The 17,415-nt window shown below is 35.2% G+C and carries 22 protein-coding genes and 1 riboswitch; of the genes, 4 read left to right on the top strand and 18 right to left on the bottom strand.

Translation table 11 applies throughout. The features are described from left to right. Window positions 1-127: 127 nt before the first annotated feature. The 8 genes from HMPREF2767_RS02310 to aroD form a co-directional block, all read right to left on the bottom strand. On the bottom strand, window positions 128-490 hold the full coding sequence (locus HMPREF2767_RS02310; protein ID WP_070622479.1) for a DUF4870 domain-containing protein: 363 nt from the start codon (window positions 488-490) through the stop codon (window positions 128-130). Between the two features lie 139 nt (window positions 491-629). Then, window positions 630-1,433 carry a MetQ/NlpA family ABC transporter substrate-binding protein gene (locus HMPREF2767_RS02315; protein WP_070622480.1) on the bottom strand — a complete coding sequence of 268 codons (804 nt, stop codon included), beginning with the start codon at window positions 1,431-1,433 and terminating at the stop codon, window positions 630-632. A 14-nt stretch (window positions 1,434-1,447) separates the two neighbouring features. Continuing rightward, the gene (locus HMPREF2767_RS02320; RefSeq protein ID WP_068130835.1) at window positions 1,448-2,128 is read right to left on the bottom strand and encodes a methionine ABC transporter permease; all 681 of its coding nucleotides are present in this window, start codon (window positions 2,126-2,128) and stop codon (window positions 1,448-1,450) included. Beyond that, the gene (locus tag HMPREF2767_RS02325) at window positions 2,125-3,144 is read right to left on the bottom strand and encodes a methionine ABC transporter ATP-binding protein (RefSeq protein WP_070622481.1); all 1,020 of its coding nucleotides are present in this window, start codon (window positions 3,142-3,144) and stop codon (window positions 2,125-2,127) included. The genes HMPREF2767_RS02320 and HMPREF2767_RS02325 overlap by 4 nt, the downstream gene beginning before the upstream one ends. A gap of 98 nt (window positions 3,145-3,242) precedes the next feature. After that, window positions 3,243-3,348: riboswitch (SAM riboswitch) on the bottom strand. 25 nt (window positions 3,349-3,373) lie between these two features. After that, on the bottom strand, window positions 3,374-3,697 hold the full coding sequence (locus tag HMPREF2767_RS02330; protein ID WP_070622482.1) for a thioredoxin family protein: 324 nt from the start codon (window positions 3,695-3,697) through the stop codon (window positions 3,374-3,376). Window positions 3,698-3,753: 56 nt separating this feature from the next. Continuing rightward, complete coding sequence (gene gcvH / locus HMPREF2767_RS02335; protein ID WP_070622483.1) at window positions 3,754-4,134, bottom strand: glycine cleavage system protein GcvH; 381 nt, start codon at window positions 4,132-4,134, stop codon at window positions 3,754-3,756. A gap of 80 nt (window positions 4,135-4,214) precedes the next feature. Further along, window positions 4,215-4,574 (bottom strand): Spx/MgsR family RNA polymerase-binding regulatory protein, encoded by a 360-nt coding sequence (locus HMPREF2767_RS02340; RefSeq protein WP_070622484.1) that lies wholly within the window; start codon window positions 4,572-4,574, stop codon window positions 4,215-4,217. Continuing rightward, window positions 4,567-5,253 carry a type I 3-dehydroquinate dehydratase gene (gene aroD, locus HMPREF2767_RS02345; protein WP_070622485.1) on the bottom strand — a complete coding sequence of 229 codons (687 nt, stop codon included), beginning with the start codon at window positions 5,251-5,253 and terminating at the stop codon, window positions 4,567-4,569. Before aroD ends, HMPREF2767_RS02340 begins: the two co-directional genes overlap by 8 nt. A 73-nt stretch (window positions 5,254-5,326) precedes the next feature. On the opposite strand from aroD, the gene HMPREF2767_RS02350 reads away from it, so the two are divergent. Continuing rightward, window positions 5,327-5,869: a hypothetical protein gene (locus HMPREF2767_RS02350; RefSeq protein WP_070622486.1), complete on the top strand. Its 543-nt coding sequence runs from the start codon at window positions 5,327-5,329 to the stop codon at window positions 5,867-5,869. Between the two features lie 63 nt (window positions 5,870-5,932). Here HMPREF2767_RS02350 and HMPREF2767_RS02355 read toward each other — a convergent pair whose 3' ends face one another. From HMPREF2767_RS02355 to HMPREF2767_RS02390, 8 genes are all read right to left on the bottom strand, one after another. Next, on the bottom strand, window positions 5,933-6,133 hold the full coding sequence (locus HMPREF2767_RS02355; RefSeq protein ID WP_068130854.1) for a cold-shock protein: 201 nt from the start codon (window positions 6,131-6,133) through the stop codon (window positions 5,933-5,935). A 245-nt stretch (window positions 6,134-6,378) separates the two neighbouring features. Beyond that, entirely contained in the window at window positions 6,379-6,798 is a 420-nt protein-coding gene (locus HMPREF2767_RS02360; protein WP_070622487.1) for a protein-export chaperone SecB, read from the bottom strand. Beyond that, complete coding sequence (locus HMPREF2767_RS02365) at window positions 6,798-7,091, bottom strand: hypothetical protein (protein WP_070622488.1); 294 nt, start codon at window positions 7,089-7,091, stop codon at window positions 6,798-6,800. The genes HMPREF2767_RS02360 and HMPREF2767_RS02365 overlap by 1 nt, the downstream gene beginning before the upstream one ends. Before the next feature lie 14 nt (window positions 7,092-7,105). Then, window positions 7,106-7,693, bottom strand: coding sequence for a hypothetical protein (locus tag HMPREF2767_RS02370; protein WP_144265387.1), 588 nt, complete (start codon window positions 7,691-7,693; stop codon window positions 7,106-7,108). A gap of 901 nt (window positions 7,694-8,594) precedes the next feature. After that, window positions 8,595-9,590: a FecCD family ABC transporter permease gene (locus tag HMPREF2767_RS02375; protein WP_070622490.1), complete on the bottom strand. Its 996-nt coding sequence runs from the start codon at window positions 9,588-9,590 to the stop codon at window positions 8,595-8,597. Then, complete coding sequence (locus HMPREF2767_RS02380) at window positions 9,583-10,554, bottom strand: FecCD family ABC transporter permease (RefSeq protein ID WP_070622491.1); 972 nt, start codon at window positions 10,552-10,554, stop codon at window positions 9,583-9,585. Before HMPREF2767_RS02380 ends, HMPREF2767_RS02375 begins: the two co-directional genes overlap by 8 nt. Then, the gene (locus tag HMPREF2767_RS02385) at window positions 10,547-11,356 is read right to left on the bottom strand and encodes an ABC transporter ATP-binding protein (protein ID WP_070622492.1); all 810 of its coding nucleotides are present in this window, start codon (window positions 11,354-11,356) and stop codon (window positions 10,547-10,549) included. The genes HMPREF2767_RS02380 and HMPREF2767_RS02385 overlap by 8 nt, the downstream gene beginning before the upstream one ends. A 19-nt stretch (window positions 11,357-11,375) precedes the next feature. Further along, window positions 11,376-12,296 (bottom strand): ABC transporter substrate-binding protein, encoded by a 921-nt coding sequence (locus HMPREF2767_RS02390; protein ID WP_070622493.1) that lies wholly within the window; start codon window positions 12,294-12,296, stop codon window positions 11,376-11,378. A 91-nt stretch (window positions 12,297-12,387) separates the two neighbouring features. Here HMPREF2767_RS02390 and HMPREF2767_RS02395 point away from each other — a divergent pair, with 91 nt between their 5' ends. Then, window positions 12,388-13,404: an NAD(P)/FAD-dependent oxidoreductase gene (locus tag HMPREF2767_RS02395; RefSeq protein ID WP_070622494.1), complete on the top strand. Its 1,017-nt coding sequence runs from the start codon at window positions 12,388-12,390 to the stop codon at window positions 13,402-13,404. A 140-nt stretch (window positions 13,405-13,544) separates the two neighbouring features. On the opposite strand, the gene HMPREF2767_RS02400 is transcribed toward HMPREF2767_RS02395, so the two are convergent. After that, window positions 13,545-14,315: a VOC family protein gene (locus HMPREF2767_RS02400; RefSeq protein WP_070622495.1), complete on the bottom strand. Its 771-nt coding sequence runs from the start codon at window positions 14,313-14,315 to the stop codon at window positions 13,545-13,547. 317 nt (window positions 14,316-14,632) lie between these two features. On the opposite strand from HMPREF2767_RS02400, the gene HMPREF2767_RS02405 reads away from it, so the two are divergent. Continuing rightward, window positions 14,633-15,187, top strand: a complete 555-nt coding sequence (locus HMPREF2767_RS02405; protein WP_070622496.1) for a GNAT family N-acetyltransferase — start codon at window positions 14,633-14,635, stop codon at window positions 15,185-15,187. Window positions 15,188-15,343: 156 nt separating this feature from the next. Here HMPREF2767_RS02405 and HMPREF2767_RS02410 read toward each other — a convergent pair whose 3' ends face one another. Further along, entirely contained in the window at window positions 15,344-16,576 is a 1,233-nt protein-coding gene (locus HMPREF2767_RS02410) for a Fic family protein (protein WP_070622497.1), read from the bottom strand. A 186-nt stretch (window positions 16,577-16,762) separates the two neighbouring features. Here HMPREF2767_RS02410 and HMPREF2767_RS02415 point away from each other — a divergent pair, with 186 nt between their 5' ends. Continuing rightward, a complete protein-coding gene (locus HMPREF2767_RS02415) occupies window positions 16,763-17,299 on the top strand; it encodes a hypothetical protein (protein WP_070622498.1) in 537 nt (178 codons plus the stop codon). Window positions 17,300-17,415: the final 116 nt, after the last annotated feature.

The raw sequence follows: 17,415 nt of genomic DNA on the forward strand, positions 1-17,415 counted from the left end.
TCAACAATTTTTTGTTAATTAAGATGAAAAACAGGCGAAAGATCAATTATCGTATACGGTAGACACCGACACAGCTCACTCACACTCCACACGAAAAAACACACGTGCTTAGGCACATGCGTTTCCCTTATTTAATGAATCGAATTGTTAGTGGTGGAAGATATCTTTCACCGTTTGATGATTTAATCGCTCCAATAATCGTGAATACTACAACCATGACTAATATAATAGGTGTCGTAATAAAGCCGATGAGAACTACAATTAATATCGAAGAAACAAATGAATAGATTGAATACGAAATCGAGAAGTTTAGTACGTCAGCTAGTGCAGCACCCGTTTCTGGATCGTCGTCTTTCTTAACTGCCCATATAATTAACGGCGCAATGAATGCTGATACAAATAATGATAAGTACGATAGCATGACGATTTGTCCGTCAAACACAGGGCGTGTTTCATATGTGTATTCTGAATTACGTTCAAATTCATCCATTTAGATTACCTCCAGTAAATTCTTGATATGTAAATATACCCAGCTATCGAACAAATATAAACTTACTCTTTAATAAAAAGATAAAAAATTCGTCTCTCCACACAAAAAAACACGACTTAAAAAGCCGTGTCTCTTCTCATTATTCCGCTGGAATGACTGCACCGTCATAATTTCCGTCGATGAATTTTTTGATTTCTTCACTTTGTAATACTTCTACAAGTGATTTTAAGTTTTCGTTATCTTTGTCTGCGCTTCTTACAATTACAACGTTTACGTAGTCTGAGTCTGCCGCTTCAAGTTCGATTGCATCTTCTTTTGGTGATAATCCTGAGTCAATCGCGTAGTTTGCGTTGATAAAGAACACATCACCTTCGTTATTTTCGTATGCTTTGACCATGATTTCTGGTGCTGTTTTGTTGTCGAATACGAAGTTATGTGGGTTGTCTTCGATATCGTCGATTGTTGCTTCGATTGGGTCAACACCGTCTTTTAACGTAAGTAAACCGTGGTCGACGAAGAATTTAAGGATACGTCCTTCATCTGGCACGTTGTTTGAAAGCATAATTTTTGCTCCGTCTGGTAACTCTTCTAATGATTTATAATCGTTAGAATATACACCGATAGGCTCTAAGTGAACAGCTCCAATGTTTTCAAAGTCGAATCCTTCTTTTAATAAGTTGTTAAAGTATGGAATGTGTGCGAAGAATGTTGCATCTGCATCTTCACTGTCTAACATTTGGTTTGGTGTGTTGTAGTCGTTCACGACTTTAATGTCGAGATCGATTCCTTTTTCTTCTAATAATGGTTTTGCTTCTTCTAAAATTTCAGCGTGTGGTACTGGTGTCGCAACGACTGTTAATTTTTCGTTTGCTTCTTTTCCGCCACCACATGCAGCGAGTACTACTGTTAGTAATAATGTAAATGCAAATAATATTCTTTTCATAAATAAGTCTCCTCTTATCTTTTGTCGACTGCTTTTGATACAGTGTCTCCTATAATTTGAATGATAAAAACGATAATTAAAACAACGATTGTCGCAACGAGTGTCACGTCTGGTTGATTTCTCGTAAATCCGACCATGTATGCTAGACTTCCAAGACCTCCTGCTCCAATAACACCAGCCACTGCAGTTGAACCGACGAGCATAATCGCCGTTACTGTAATCCCTGAAATGAGTGCTGGAAGTGATTCAGGGAGTAACACTTTCCAAATAATTTCAGTTTGCGTTGCACCCATCGACTCAGCAGCTTCAATGACGCCTTTGTCGACTTCTTTTAACGCGATCTCAACGAGTCTCGCATAAAACGGAGACGAGCCGATTATTAACGCGGGCATCGCTCCCCATACTCCCATCATCGTTCCCATAATTGCTTTTGTGAACGGTATGAGTAATATGATTAAAATGATAAACGGAATGGCACGAAATAGGTTAACGACAAATGATGTCGCACCGTACACTGGTTTAGAGGCAATCGCCTTACCTTTTGATGATTGAAATAAAATGACACCGAGTATAATTCCTATGACGAATGAAAATAGCGTCGCGATTCCTGTCATTGTCAGCGTTTCTATCGTCGCTTCGATTAGTGCATCGATTTTGACGTGTTCAAATCGGAACATTTCTTTTATATCGTTCATTTGATGACCTCCACTGACACATTTTCACGTTCAAACTGCTCAATAATTTTAGTTAACGTCTCACCTTGAACTTCAGTCGCAACGTATAGATGACCGTATGATTCGTCGTTTGTTTGTTTAATATTTCCTGATAAGACGTTCATGTCTAAATCATACGTTTTAATCACTTGAGAGACGATTGGGCTGTTTGCTTTCGTACCGACAAATCCGAGTTTTAATACTGTCGAATTTGGGAAACTTTCTTTAATCGCTTTAATTTGAACGTCGACGTCTTCATCGTCTAAATCATCTTGTACAAATCGTTTTGTAACTGATGATTTTGGATTTTGGAACAATTCGATAATCGGTGCAACTTCGATGACTTTACCATTTTCCATGACGGCTGCACGGTCGCAAATTTTACGAATCACTTGCATCTCGTGTGTGATCATGACGATTGTTAACCCTAGCTCTTCGCGAATTTTTACGAGTAAATCGAGTATTTCATCTGTCGTTTGTGGGTCTAAAGCACTCGTCGCTTCGTCACATAATAAAACTTCCGGATGATTGCTAAGTGCTCTTGCGATACCGACACGCTGCTTTTGACCGCCGGATAATTCACTTGGATAGTTATGTTCTCTACCTTCTAAACCGACAAGATGAATTAACTCCGTCACACGAGCGTCCATTTCACTCTTTGATACACCTGCGATTTCAAGGGGGAGGCGAATGTTTTCATAGACTGTGCGGGACCATAACAAGTTAAAATGTTGGAAAATCATCGACACTTTTTGGCGCTTTTTACGTAATGCTTTTTTTGAAAGGGTGTTTATCGTGTCTCCACCGATTACAACGTCTCCACTTGAAAGTGTTTCTAAACCGTTAAGCATTCGGATTAGCGTAGACTTTCCAGCCCCGGAGTATCCGATAATACCGAAAATTTCTCCTTTTTCGATATGTAACGACACATCATCTACCGCATGGACGGTTTTCTTTTTCCCTTTAAAAACTTTAGTGACATTTTTAATATCAATCATCGCTTTGCCTCCAGTTATATCCGCTTAATAATTCTTTTTCACTTGAAGAAAATAAAAAATGCTTACTCAAAAATGAGTAAGCATAAATAACGTTCGCTTTCTCATCTTCGAATGATCTTGATCATTCAGTGAATTAGCACCTTGTCTATTTAGACGGTTGCCGTGGCTTCCTTGGGCACTTCCCTCCACCACTCTGGATAAGAATTATTAAGTTTGATTTATTGTAGCACTACGAATTTTCGTTGTCAACGTACTTTTTAAATATTTCGACAATTTTAGTCACCGACTCAAACGCGTACACTTCTTCTTGTAGTTTACCGCCTTTAAAGATTAACAGCGCTGGTACGCTGTGAATTTTATATTGCTGAATAAAAGCCTCGTAATAGTTTAAATCAATCTTTGTGACGTTAACGTCTATGATTTTTGTTGCGATATTTAAAAACGACTCTGCGAGTTTACACGTCGCACACATTGGCGTATACCCGTAGATCACTTCAACGCCGCTTCGTTTTATGATAGATGTTAGTTCTTCTTCTGTAATTTTTTGTTTCATTTTTTAAATCCTTTGAAAGAAAAAACTCTAGACATCGTCTAGAGTTCTTACATAAATTATTGTCCTGTCATTTCGTCGTAAGCTGCTGCATCCATTAACTCATCAAGTTCTGACGCGTCTCTAAGCTTAACTTTTAACATCCAAGCTTCTTCGTATGGTGATTCGTTTACTAACTCAGGGCTATCCTCAAGCTCCTCGTTCACTTCAAGTACTTCACCAGAAACCGGTGCATATAATTCAGATACTGTTTTTACAGATTCTACTGAACCGAAGTCGTCACCTTTTGCGATTTCGTCTCCTTCTTCAGGAAGTTCAACGAAAACGATGTCTCCTAATTCAGACTGTGCGAACTCAGTAATACCAATAGTTACTGTATCTCCGTCAACTTTTACCCACTCATGATCTTCTGAATACTTTAAGTTGTTTGGTGTTGCCAAAACAAAAACCCCCTAGTAATGAATAATTAATAATTGTATTATCTCATATAACTATAATATAAACAAATTAAAATATAGTATTAATTATTTAAAACTGCGTCGTATTCTTCTTCCTTAAATCCTAATATGACCGCACTCTCTGTAACGAGCATCGGACGCTTAATGAGCATACCGTCACTCGATAATAATTTAATTTTTTCATCGAATGACATCGTATCTAACTTTTCTTTTAAACCGAGAACTTTAAATACTTTGCCGCGCTTATTGAAAAAGTCATCAATTTCGTAATTATCTGCTTTACTAACGATGTCTTTTAATTCGTATTCTGATGGTGGTTCCTCTACCATATCAATGACTTCTAAATTGATTCCTTTATCTTCTATATACTTTTTACCTTTACGACATGTTGAACATTTTTTATACTCGTAATATTTATTCATTATGCTGATATACCTCTCTTAGCATTTTTATTTCCACTTGGCCGGGTGCTTGTGGCGTCTTTAAACATCCGTAAGTGAACGCTGAATTGTACGGTGCTTTTGCGACGCGTGTTATTTTACCCCTTTCCCCCATCGCGATGATAATAATCATATTTCCGTACTTTTCTTTATTTTGTTTTAACAATTCAAAGAGTAATTCGACGTCTTCATTATTTGTTGGCATATACGCGACTTTACAATAGTCCGCAAATGATTCATACATTCCATCGATAATCGACTGTATTGTTTTTTTATTTGGCGTTTTTAGAAAATCATGATGACTAAACAGTACATCGATACTACGAGATTTGACGTGTGAAATAAACGCAGCCTCTCTATAACTATTGTACTGAATATCTAAAATATCAAACGGTGCATGCGTTGAAATGTATTTAATATGTGACACATACGCGTCATCGCTACCAAAGCCACCTTCATTTTCCGTACGATATGTATATAAAATACGCTTATTTAACTCTCTTAAACCATATAATGCGTCGATGATTTCTTCATCGTCTTCAAAATAATCGCCACGAAATTCTAAAATATCGAAATCGTCTCGTGCGTGATGTAAGTCCTCTAACTCTTGTTGAAGTTCCGTCAAATTACGGCTACTTAACGTGACGACAATCTCTGTCATACTACCACTCTCATTTGTTTCTCATTTAAAAGAATGATACCATATTTTTAAACATTTAACGATAGGAGACACTATGAAAAAATTACTGTTAAGCACTGTTCTAATCGTATTTATTGCAGGTTGTAGTACAGATAACGAAAATGATGTTACAAAAGAGTCAACCAACGATACGACAGAAAAAACTGAAGTAAAAGAAGTGAAAGTATCGCCTGAAAAGGAAATTGAAAATGATACGCGTAACGATATCGGGAAAATCGTCACAATCGACGGCATCGACTTCACTGTGAAATCGAGTCAATTAACAGATGAAAGAATCGAAGATCATTTTGAATCGTTTGAATATGTATTAGAGCTTGAAGTGTATTATAAAAACAATACAGACAAAAACTTCCCAGCAGGACGTGACGTCTCAGTACAAGTGAATGATAAAGAAGCGACGTACTATGATTTAGACAGCTCGATATTACAAGAAATCGCACCTGGTGAAGAAATTACTGGAAAAGTCTATTACGCGTTTAACGGAACGCCAGAAGTAGTTACTGCGAAATTTGCACCACTATTAAATACTGCAGGAGATTTCGAAGAGTTTAACGCATACCCTGAATTAGATTTATAAACAAAAAAGTCAGCAATCCAAAGATTGCTGACTTTTATTATATATTACTATATAAATTTTAAATTATTGAACAGCAACGTTTGTTGCTTGTGGTCCACGATCGCCTTCAACGATTTCGAACTCAACGTTTTGTCCTTCTTCTAAAGTTTTGTAACCTTCACCAACAATACCTGAGAAGTGTACGAATACGTCGTCTCCGTCTTCTCTCTCGATGAATCCAAAACCTTTTTCTGCGTTAAACCATTTAACTGTACCGTTATTCATAATAGAATACCCCCGTAATAAATATAATATGTGTAAAACATTCAAACTTCTACGAGTGAATCTATTAAATAACACTACATCTCATTTGAATAATTATTACCATATCCTAACTATACAGAACATCTGTACGAATGTAAAGAAGTATTTTTAGGAGGCGCTTTATAAGAAAAATAATAAAATTAACTGTAACAGTTTAAGCATATTTTAAAAGCACACTTTATAAAAAAGCAAAGTCTTCTAAACAATCATTCAATAGTTTCATCCATTTTTTCCGCACGATTTAAGAATTCATTAATATTAATAGGTGGCAGAATAATTGGACGTCTATTCCCCTTAGACGTAACATCAGAAATTATTGATCTAAGATATGGAAAAAGTATAGATACAGCATTTGGTACTAAATTTAATTCTGCAGACTTGCTTTGCTCAAAAACTCCAATGACAATACATTTCAAATAGATATTATTTTTTGAAAGATTTGAATCTCCTAATTCCAACCCTAATTTAATGATAAATCTAGAGTTATCTTCTTCTGAATGAATTACATTACAAATTAATCTGGGAGCGTTCTCGTCATCATCCATAACCTCTACTTCTGAGAGTACATTAATCTTATAAGTTATCTCTTCAATCTCATATTCAGAAAATTTTAATTCAGCTTTCATTATGCTATCAATCCCTGATTATAATAGTTAAACATTGATCCCTCTAATCGTAACTCATAAGTTTTTCTAGGTGTTATCTGATCAAAGGGAATGTTTATTGGTTCTTCTTCATGCATTTGGGAGTTAGTAATATCTTTAATTCTCGAAGAAACATCGATACGTTCTAAATCTATATCTAAAATGAAAAAATCGTTGTCACTAAGATTTAAAATATCTATTAAGTGTTTTCTAATTTTTTCTTCACTCAAGTTAATATTATCTCTGTTTATATAATCCTTTAAATTAATACCCATTGCTAGCACCTCCATTAATTAATAGGGCAACATATTATTTTCCTTGAAATGGTACTATAATTTCTAATACAAATCTCTTTACCGTTAGGAATATTTGATCTTTTTCTATCTTTTATATGATTAAACTGAGTATACGTTTCACATGCAATCGCATCAACATTGATATTATATTCATTAATCATCATCTCGATTATTAAACCATCAAAATTACCACGATGGTAGGTATTATTTTTACATAATCGTTGTAACTCTGTGATAATTTTATTTTCGTTTTCTTCATAAAAATCGTTAAATATAACTTGATTTTCAAACTCATCTAGATTTAATACTTTATCGGGGTTAATATTGGCTTCAATTTTAACGACGACCTTTTGCTTATAATCAGGTTTCCATCTATTAAGGTAATTAATAGCATTGTTATATGGTTCTAAAACATCATCTCGTCGCATAACATATAGATAAAGACCGAATCCTAAATCTGGAGGTAAAAATTTTCTATTAGGTTCCATAGGTTGAGCCTGTGTCAATTTTTCAATTTTAGTAGAGTCTGTCCCATGACATCCCCAAAGTTTAAAATCATCTATTATCATTACATCACTCATTTGTGTTTTACTGCTATTTATAATTATGCTTATTCTAAAAACGTAAGTCAATTAAAATCATTTACACATAAGTTCTAGATTTAATTAATGTGACTAAACGCGAGGGTTTTTCTATATTGTAAGCACCCTTTTATTCCTTATAGTGTTTTTATAATTTCAATACTAAAAAAATTGAATTATTATTCGAGTCTTTTTATCTCAGTCATCAAGTTTATTTGTCAACATTTTTCTAAATTGCTGTTGATAATTAATAAATCTATTCACACAAAAAATACGGGACTTGTTTTCATAATAAAATGAAAACGCCCGTATACGCCCCGTGAATGACGGTAAACATTGATATGACAATGTTTGTATATGGAGACGGCGGGAGTTGAACCCGCGTCCAAGGATCTTGCTACACTTCTTTCTACGTGTGTAGTTCTCAATTAATGTTTCGCATGAACGCCGGAAGAGAACGTTCCACAATTCATGCTAGTCTGATTAAGTTCTTCTAGAAGTCTGCAGACGGAAGACTTCTAGTAAATCTTGCTAAAGAGCGGCTATCTTGTTATTTAAAGAATAATCTATAAATCCAAATATTATTCTCCGAATGCCACTTTATTTCAAACGTTAAACATATCGTTTATCGTTTATTTAGTTTACGACCATTTTAATACCTATCCTTCTTAATATAATTCTCGTATTCTACCATCATTCAACATCGTACTATTAATGATTTGCTCAAAACCAAAAATCTATGATTAAATTATATTTGAAACGACAATACCATATTTTATTTGAATCATTAATAACTACTTTAATTACAGAACATCTGTACGAATGTAAAGAAGTATATTCAGAAATCGAAAGTTTGTATAATGAGATGCTTTCACTTGTAGAACCATCTCCACTTTCTTCTTTAAATTGTTTTTCCTCTGAATAGTAAATACAAGAAGTATGGTCCTCCGATGAGTGACACGACAATTCCAACTGGAATGATGAGCGGTTCAGCGATAGTCTTACCGACAAAATCAGCAAAACTTAAAAGAAACGCACCGATTAATAGAGTTCCCACAAATATAATTTTCATATCAATTTTAAACATCATGCGTGCAATGTGTGGTGCAATGAGTCCAATAAATGAAATCGACCCCGCAACACTCACACTGATACTCGATAGTAGTGCTGCTAAAACAATTAAAATAATCTTCTCACGTGTGACATGCATACCTAGTGTTGTGAGCATATCGTCATCAAGTGACATCATCGACATCTCGCGTACTCTAAACAGCGTAATTATCATGATGATTACAATATATGGAATCGTCACAATAACAAATTCCCATGAGTCTCCCCAAATATTCCCCGCAAAGAATCGGTTTAACATGTCCATTTGTGTGTTATCAAACATCGACGTAAATACATACACAAATCCTGTGACACCGAGTGCCGTCGCAATTCCGATTAAAATAAACGTGTTGCTTGAGAATTTACCACCAACAAACGATAACGCGAAAACGAGTAGCACTGTAAGTAATCCACCAATGAAACTCATTAGTGGTAGTGTGTATAAATGGTTCACACCACTATTTCCAGCAACGAAGGCAATAAATAATACCACTCCAAATCCACTACCTGCGTTCACACCTATAATCCCTGGATCTGATAATGGATTTTTCGAAACGACTTGTAAGATAAGCCCAGATAACGCAAGCGCTGCACCACATACGAGCGTGATGATGAGTCTCGGCATTCTAAATTTATAAAATACAAGTGCGACTTTGCTAGTTGCCTGCCCCGTCATTAAGTTCCAAATGTCTATGAGTGACATCTTAAACGTACCTGTCGTTAAGGTGAGTACGATTGTTACAAAAATTAGTATAACAAGAATTAAAATCTTAACACTATTACGCATACGTATGCCCCCTTCTTCTAATGATATAGATAAAGAACGGGAGGCCAATCATTGCGATAACAGCATTCACTGGCATTTCGTTAAACATTCTTGCAAACATATCTGCTAAAACGAAGAATACGCCACCTAAAATTGCTGTAAAAATAAGTGCTTTTTTATGCAAGTGCCCAACAATCATCTTAACAATATGTGGTACAAGCATTCCTAAGAAAATAATATTTCCAACGAGTGCGACTGAAATCGCTGCAAGCATAATCGCAATAAACAAACTCACAAATTTATAGATGCGCTGATTCTGTCCAATAGAATGCGCAACGTCATCGGATAATAGTAGCACATCTAATTCTCGTGACATCAAAATCAATATGAGGATTAAAACAATCGCAACGGGCGTCACCATTAAAACATTCGACAATGTCTGACCCGCTGCCCCACCTGACGTAAAAAACATCGCGAACTGTCCAAGTCCATTTGTGATGACAATAAAATTCGTTAACGCGAGTAGTAGTAAAGAAATCCCCGCACCTGCTAAAACGAGTTTCACCGGTGAATTATAACGTGTCATCATTAATATAAATAAACCAACTAACGCGCCACCGATAAACCCACTGATGATAATTCCAACAAACGTAATTGTCGGAACAAGCACAACAACGAGCACAATCATAAGGTTAGCTCCTGCATTAACACCTAAAATACTCGGCTCACTTAAATCATTATGCGTCACCGTTTGCATAATTAATCCTGAAACACTGATCATCATGCCAACGAGAAAAGCAACTAAAATACGTGGTAGGCGAATCTCCATCAATGTTTGTGTCACTGAATCATTGGCATATGGGTGCATTAAACTGTTTAAAACGGTTTGAAAGGTGTAATGTTCGACTCCAATCATCATGGCTAAAAAGAATGAGGCGATCACCCCTATAAAAAGAGCACTCGCTAAAATATATGTTCTATTCATTGTGAATATCCTTTATTGTGTTACAGAATAAGTCATAAGCAGCGAGATAAGGTCTGCCGGTTACCCCATCAAATTCGATTCGACCATCAATGTTAAATACATTATTTAATACGTCGTTCGTCAGTACGTCCTCTGGCTTACCGTATGTCACGATTTCACCTTTTTGCATGACAATGATTTGATCTGAATAGCGAATCGCTTGGTTTAAATCATGTAATACCATGACTACGGTCTGGCCCGTCTTACGGTTTAACTCATGCACGATGTTCAGTGTTTCAAGCTGATGGTGAATGTCTAGGTATGTCGTCGGCTCATCAAGTAACAGTGTGTTTGTTCCTTGTGCGAGTAGGAAACTAATCCATACACGCTGTTGTTGACCTCCCGACAGTTCGCTCATCATTCGATTTTTAAAATCTATTGCGCCCGTTTCTTTTAACGCCCAGTCAATCATGTCAATGTCTCTTTGTTTTAATCCTTCAAAACGTTTTAAGTGTGCGTAGCGACTGTAAGTTAACAGGTCAATCACGCGTACATCATACTGTAATCTATTTTTTTGAGATAAAATCCCGACCATCTTCGCCATCTGCTTCGATTTTAAATCGCGGATTTTGATGTCGTCGATATACACTTCACCTTTATAAGGTAAAAGTTTTACGATAGACTTAAGCAACGTAGATTTACCGCAACCGTTTGGACCGATAATTGTCGTCACCTGTCCGCTCAAGATTTCCATGTTGATATCTTTTAGGATTCTCGTGTCCCCTACTTCATATACGATATTTTTTAGTTCTACCTTGCTCACAAAAACCACTTCCAAATGTTTATTTCGTTAATTGATCTACAATAAATTCAAGCTGATATTCGAGTGACAGTGGGTCGTTGAACAAGAATGTACTTGAATCAAACTCAACTACACGGTCATTTTTAACTGCGTCTAAGTTTTTCCATACACTTGTCGATTCGATTGCTTTGTTTGTTGTTGGATCTCCATCACCTAAAAAAATGAAATCTCCAGAATACTTTGCAACTTCTTCAGCTGAAATCTTTTTCCAACTAGTTTCTACAACATCTTTCTCGATTGTTTCAGGCACTTTCATTTCTAACCCTTGGTAAAGAATCTCTGTTCCACGACCCCAGTTTGTACCATAGACATAAATATCTTTAGAAAAAGCTTCTGCAACAGAAACACTTGTGTCTGTGCCAAGTTTGTCTTGTACTGTCTTTTTATTTTCAGCAAGTTTTGCTTCGAAATCTTCGACCCACTTGTTTGCTTGGTCTTCTTTACCTACAATCTTGCCAAGTTCTTTATGAACATCTAAATAATTCCACTTTACATAATCAAGCCCAATTGTAGGGGCTACTTCTTTTAATTCCTTAATATTCTCATCTGTGCTATAAGTGATAATTAAATCAGGATCTAAATTTAAGACTTGTTCAATATTTCCTTCTTCGATTAATTCAATATCTCCAACTTCTTTACTCAGAACTTCTGAATCTTGAACTAAATTGTGTACACCAACGATATTTGCATCAAGCTGTTTTAAGTTACCGAAGTAACCAAAACCCATCACAACAATACGCTTTGGATCTTTTGGTATATCGATTTCCTCACCATCGTCAGTAGTATATTTTACAGTTTCAGGTGTTTCTTCCTTCACTGCTTCGTCTGTGTTGTCCTCACCAGAACATGCCGCAAGTAGTACGACAAAAATTAAACTGAATAAAAATAAAATACGCTTCATTAAATTTCTCCTTTTTATCTAATTGATAATAATTCTCAATTAGATTATAATATGAGCAATGGTAAATGTACAATAGAAATGAGGCAAAAATATGAACAATACGGATTGTCTGATTGTAGGTGGGGGTCCATCGGGACTATTCGCAGCATTTTATGCAGGGCTACGAGGATTAGACGTAACAATTATAGAACATCAGGACCGACTTGGCGGAAAGCTGAAATTTTATTTAGATAAGATCGTGTGGGATATCGGCGGAGTTGAAGCAAATACTGCAGCAAATATTCGCGAATCCATGGTGAAGCAAGGACTTACATTTGACCCGACTGTTCATTTGAATGAATCGGTAATCAGTGTAAATAAAGAAAGAGATGTGTTTAAAGTAGAGACGACAAAGGGCACACATTACGCGAATACGGTAATTTTAGCGACTGGAGTCGGTGTCTTTAGTCCGGTAAAGCTTAATTTACCAGGTGCAGAAGACTTTGAGTATGATAATCTTCACTACTACATAGAAGAAACCAAACACTATAAAGATAAGCATGTGTTAATCTCCGGTGGTGGAAACTCCGCACTCGACTGGGCCGCACATCTTGCAGATGGTATTGCAGACGTCACACTCGTGTGTAGAAAAGATGAACTTAAAGGATACGAAGCGACAATTAAAGAGTTAGAGAAGAAAGATGTCCATATTATTAAGCAACGTACGATTGAAGAACTCCGTTCAAACAAAGATGGCACTATGATCGAACGCGTTGTTTTATCAGGTGGTGAAGAAATTGATGTCGATATCGTATTTGTGAATCACGGATACAAATCAGATAGCGCATTATTAGAATCATTAAAAGGTGACGTAAAAATGAACGAATATAATCAAATTTTAACCGAGGAAAGAGTAAAAACAGGTGTGGATGGACTATATGCAATCGGTGACCAAGTCCACTACGACAACCGCGTACATCTAATCGCGACGGGATATCCGGAAGCAAGTGAAGCAGTAAATTTCGCGAAGCATTATATCGATAAAGAAGAATTAGACGGAGCTATCGTATCCAGCCACAATGAAAAATTTGATGAATTAAATAAAGAAGTAAGACAGAATTTAGAATAATATAAATAATTAATATAAATTATTTTAAATTTTGAACGAAAATAAACAAGGAATGCCTCATAAAAGAGACATTCCTTGTTTTTTCATTGTGACTTGACGGGGGAGCTATTTTGTTATTTCAAACGATAAACACATGATTATTAGTTTACGACCATTTTAATACCTTCTGGTGTTTCTACTGTTTCGCTCGCAGCGTCTGGCACTAAAATGTTAAATGCTTTTAAGCCGTATGTGTTCATTGAATCGATTCTTGCTTTATTACTATGCCAGTTGTTCACTGCAATGTGGTGGTGATATTTATTTGAGCCTAAGAAATATGCGCTCATGACTTTAGTCGCGATTTCAAATCCGTAGTTACCATAGAATTCTGGATCAATCACCACGCCACCTTTCAAGTGCAAGTGCCCAATAATTGTACCTTCTGGCATACCTGACCACTCTTTATTACGACTTGATTCAATAATACCATCAAAATCTAAAGCTAGAGTATCCATTACCACTTGTCCTTTAGACCAAGACCATGTATCAGGATCTCTATCCACATATACTTCAATACCGTTTCCTTCTGGGTCAACAAGATACGTCGCTTCACTCACTAAGTGATCTCCACCTGATAGGGGAATCTGTCTATCAAACATGTATTTAATAAAACGACCGAGATCACTTCGGGTTGGTAGTAAAATTGCGATATGGAATAATCCCGCTTCGTTTGGTGAAGCCACTCTACCATTCTCTAAAACTTCAAAAGTGAATGTGTGCGTACTACTTTCAAAACCAGCAACGAAACCTACTTCACTTTCTTCAATTAATTTCATGCCTAAAATATTTATATAAAACTCTTTCATTTTACTTAAATCTCGAATGTTTAATGTGATATTTGTTACTTGAGCATTGTCCTTATGGAAGTTCATTTTAATACCTATCCTTCTTAATATGATTTCCGTATTCTACCATCATCCAACATCGTTCTATTAACGATTTGCTCAAAACAAAAAAGCCCTGATAAAACTGAGTTTGAATTACAATGCCACATTTTATTTTTACGATAGATAAATGAAATTTCGGGTGGAAACATGCGTGTATTTAAAAGTAAAGAAAAGATTCCAACCTCCGGAAGGCAGAAATTATTATACACATCCTTCTATAGAAATTATGTAGGAGTTTTTATGATTCCCGAAAAGCCACTGGTTTTGTTACGATAGAAATATAAGAAAAAGGAGAGGTTTTTGTGATCCGTAAAAAGGAACAAAAAGATAACAGAAAAGTCGCTGAACTTGTTTATATCATTTGGGAAGGTATGGATCTCGAAATAATTGAGAAATTTGATAAAAAAACTGTACTCGAAGCGTTTGAAATGTGTCTCAGTGACGAAGAATTTCGAAACTCAGAAAGAACCATTCACGTGTATGAGGTAGATGGAGATGTTGCAGGATTCGTTCTGAGCTATCCCGGCCATACCGAACACGAATTTAAACACGTGTGGGAGAAACTTGGACTGGACAAGAAATTTCATCCATATAGTCCACCACTTGAATTGAGAGAAGCACGTGACAATGAAATGTACATAGATAGCGTGGCAACGTTTAGTGAGTACCGCGGACAAGGTATCGCGACTAAGTTATTGAAGTATTTACTAGATAGTGAAGAAGCACGTCCTTTTGGACTCATTTGTGAGGTAGAGAATGAGAAGGCTTTAGGCCTTTATCTGAAGCTTGGGTTTAAAAAAGACGAGGTCCTCGAATTGTATGGGCAAGAGTATTATCATATGACTTATGTAAAGTAAGATTTTTCTTTAAAAAATCAAATTCAATAAAATATTATAAAATCAAACAGAGAGATAATGTCAATTGCTTTAGGCAGTTAGTTGTTATCTCTTTTGTTTTAAAGAAATTTAAAACAGCTAGGTGATAAATCACCTAGCACTTATAAACACAGAGCTTTAAGATAATAATTCATCAAGATACTCATCAGTTAATGTATATATCGTTGGTCTCTTTTTTACTACTTCCAATTGATCTTTAAATCTATCTAAAGCACTTAAGATTTTTCTTCTTTCGCAATCGTGTTCGTATGCTAATTCATTTACTGAAATTCTATTAGATTTGTTTTGAAAAATAGCACTTTGAGCCATTATAAAAAGAACAGAACGATCAAATTCTTTTTCTACTAATGCATCTAAATTATTACTTATCTTATTTATTTTGTCTATATCTTTTTCAAGTATAGCTATGACGTGTTCTTGTCCTTCAACGATCATTTCTAGCATAGCTTGTACAAAAAAAGTTGCCTCTGCCTTGTTCAATGGATGAGATGTTTCTGTAAAAGCCTTATAGTACTTACTCTTATGGTTATTTATAATAGTTGAGAATGTCACTGCAGAATAAACATCTAATTTTTTAGACAAAAACTTACATACAATATAACGCCCCATTCTTCCATTACCATCATAGAATGGATGAATATATTCAAATATATAATGCGAGAGCATTAATTTGTATAGATAAGGCATATCATCATTTCTAATGAAACTAATCATCTGTCCTAACATAGAAATGATTTTTGATTCTGACTTAACACCTCTGTGAATTTCTTTACCCCCACTATAAACACTTACAGAACCTTTTCTAAAAAGCTCACCATCTAGTCTATCCCCTTTTGAAATTTCAGATGAAACTAGTTCATCATAGATTGAACGAATATCTTCAATCTTAGTGATTTCTGACTCTTTCTCAATAAAATAATACAGTTTTACAAGACCAAACAATCTCTTTTTTGTGATACTACCTTTCTTTAAATCACTGTTTTTAATATCTTCTAACACCTCAGATATTTCTTTTTTTGTACTTCTAACATTTTCTACTTCGTTTGTACTTTGTATTTCATTAATAAGTAGATTGGTATAGAAACTTTGTTGTGATGCGCTCGGCAATCGATTTTTCAGAAGAGTAATTGTACGACTATTTTCAATGATTGCTTCATTTAAAGCTGCTAACTTGTGTGTGTTTACTAAAAACAAAGGAAAAGATTCATTGTAAAAATTCCCATTTCTAATCGGCTTTATTTCTATTTCTGTGAGATAGGCACTTAATTGATTTAATCTATTTTGGTACTCTACTTCGTGATTTTCACTGTTCATATGAAACACTTTGTTTAGTGGATAATATTTGCTCATTTTCTTCACCTTAATTACCTTTTTTGAGATTTTGGTATTTTATAAGTAGTGATATGAATTATATACTATTTTGACTAAAACTCAAGAAAAATTATTTACCTCACACATGAAGAAGCATAATAATGATTGTTTTTAATTATTTAAATAGAATATAATTCAAGTAGCCTATTTGAGGAGTTGGTGTCTATGAGTTACATCGCTTGGTTAATTGTATTTTGTGAAATCGCCTTTTGGGTAGTAATTGCCATAGGGTTAGTGTTTAGATATATTTTTAGAAAAGAAAAGTTAGGTTTTATATTTTTAGCAATGACACCAGTGATTGATGTGGTGCTTTTGATAGTGACGACGTTTGATTTGATGAACGGAGCAACAGCAGGATATCCACATGCGATAGCTGCCTTGTATATTGCTGTGTCACTAGTGTTTGGTAGAGATATGATCCGCTGGTTTGATGATCGATTTAGATATTATGTAATGAAGCAAGGAGAAAAGCCAGGGCAAATATTTGGATATGACTATGCAAAACTATATGCAAAGTCGTTCATGAAACACATTATTGCGTACGTAATAGGAACTGGATTACTTTATCTGATAAAAATACTCGTCCACAATAATGAAGAGACACAAGCATTAGATGGAGTAACGAACGTTTGGACGATTGTAATTGTAGTAGACTTGATTATCACAATTTCATTTTTTATTTGGCCAAAGAAAAAGAAGTAACAACTTATTAAAGTTGATACTTCTTTTGAATTTCATAATTAAACACTTGACACATATTTGACACTTGCTACTTTGAAACCCTAACCTATAAAGCTTTATATTCTGAGACCTCGGTT

It is taken from the genome of Nosocomiicoccus sp. HMSC067E10 (genome assembly GCF_001810835.1).
Classification (GTDB): Bacteria; Bacillota; Bacilli; order Staphylococcales; family Salinicoccaceae; genus Nosocomiicoccus; species Nosocomiicoccus ampullae_A.

Coding starts and splice junctions, on each gene's coding strand:
- HMPREF2767_RS02310 (WP_070622479.1), bottom strand. CDS start 490: ATGGATGAATTTGAACGTAATTCAGAATACACATATGAAACACGCCCT.
- HMPREF2767_RS02315 (WP_070622480.1), bottom strand. CDS start 1,433: ATGAAAAGAATATTATTTGCATTTACATTATTACTAACAGTAGTACTC.
- HMPREF2767_RS02320 (WP_068130835.1), bottom strand. CDS start 2,128: ATGAACGATATAAAAGAAATGTTCCGATTTGAACACGTCAAAATCGAT.
- HMPREF2767_RS02325 (WP_070622481.1), bottom strand. CDS start 3,144: ATGATTGATATTAAAAATGTCACTAAAGTTTTTAAAGGGAAAAAGAAA.
- HMPREF2767_RS02330 (WP_070622482.1), bottom strand. CDS start 3,697: ATGAAACAAAAAATTACAGAAGAAGAACTAACATCTATCATAAAACGA.
- HMPREF2767_RS02340 (WP_070622484.1), bottom strand. CDS start 4,574: ATGAATAAATATTACGAGTATAAAAAATGTTCAACATGTCGTAAAGGT.
- aroD (WP_070622485.1), bottom strand. CDS start 5,253: ATGACAGAGATTGTCGTCACGTTAAGTAGCCGTAATTTGACGGAACTT.
- HMPREF2767_RS02350 (WP_070622486.1), top strand. CDS start 5,327: ATGAAAAAATTACTGTTAAGCACTGTTCTAATCGTATTTATTGCAGGT.
- HMPREF2767_RS02355 (WP_068130854.1), bottom strand. CDS start 6,133: ATGAATAACGGTACAGTTAAATGGTTTAACGCAGAAAAAGGTTTTGGA.
- HMPREF2767_RS02360 (WP_070622487.1), bottom strand. CDS start 6,798: ATGAAAGCTGAATTAAAATTTTCTGAATATGAGATTGAAGAGATAACT.
- HMPREF2767_RS02365 (WP_070622488.1), bottom strand. CDS start 7,091: ATGGGTATTAATTTAAAGGATTATATAAACAGAGATAATATTAACTTG.
- HMPREF2767_RS02370 (WP_144265387.1), bottom strand. CDS start 7,693: ATGAGTGATGTAATGATAATAGATGATTTTAAACTTTGGGGATGTCAT.
- HMPREF2767_RS02375 (WP_070622490.1), bottom strand. CDS start 9,590: ATGCGTAATAGTGTTAAGATTTTAATTCTTGTTATACTAATTTTTGTA.
- HMPREF2767_RS02380 (WP_070622491.1), bottom strand. CDS start 10,554: ATGAATAGAACATATATTTTAGCGAGTGCTCTTTTTATAGGGGTGATC.
- HMPREF2767_RS02390 (WP_070622493.1), bottom strand. CDS start 12,296: ATGAAGCGTATTTTATTTTTATTCAGTTTAATTTTTGTCGTACTACTT.
- HMPREF2767_RS02395 (WP_070622494.1), top strand. CDS start 12,388: ATGAACAATACGGATTGTCTGATTGTAGGTGGGGGTCCATCGGGACTA.
- HMPREF2767_RS02400 (WP_070622495.1), bottom strand. CDS start 14,315: ATGAACTTCCATAAGGACAATGCTCAAGTAACAAATATCACATTAAAC.
- HMPREF2767_RS02410 (WP_070622497.1), bottom strand. CDS start 16,576: ATGAGCAAATATTATCCACTAAACAAAGTGTTTCATATGAACAGTGAA.
- HMPREF2767_RS02415 (WP_070622498.1), top strand. CDS start 16,763: ATGAGTTACATCGCTTGGTTAATTGTATTTTGTGAAATCGCCTTTTGG.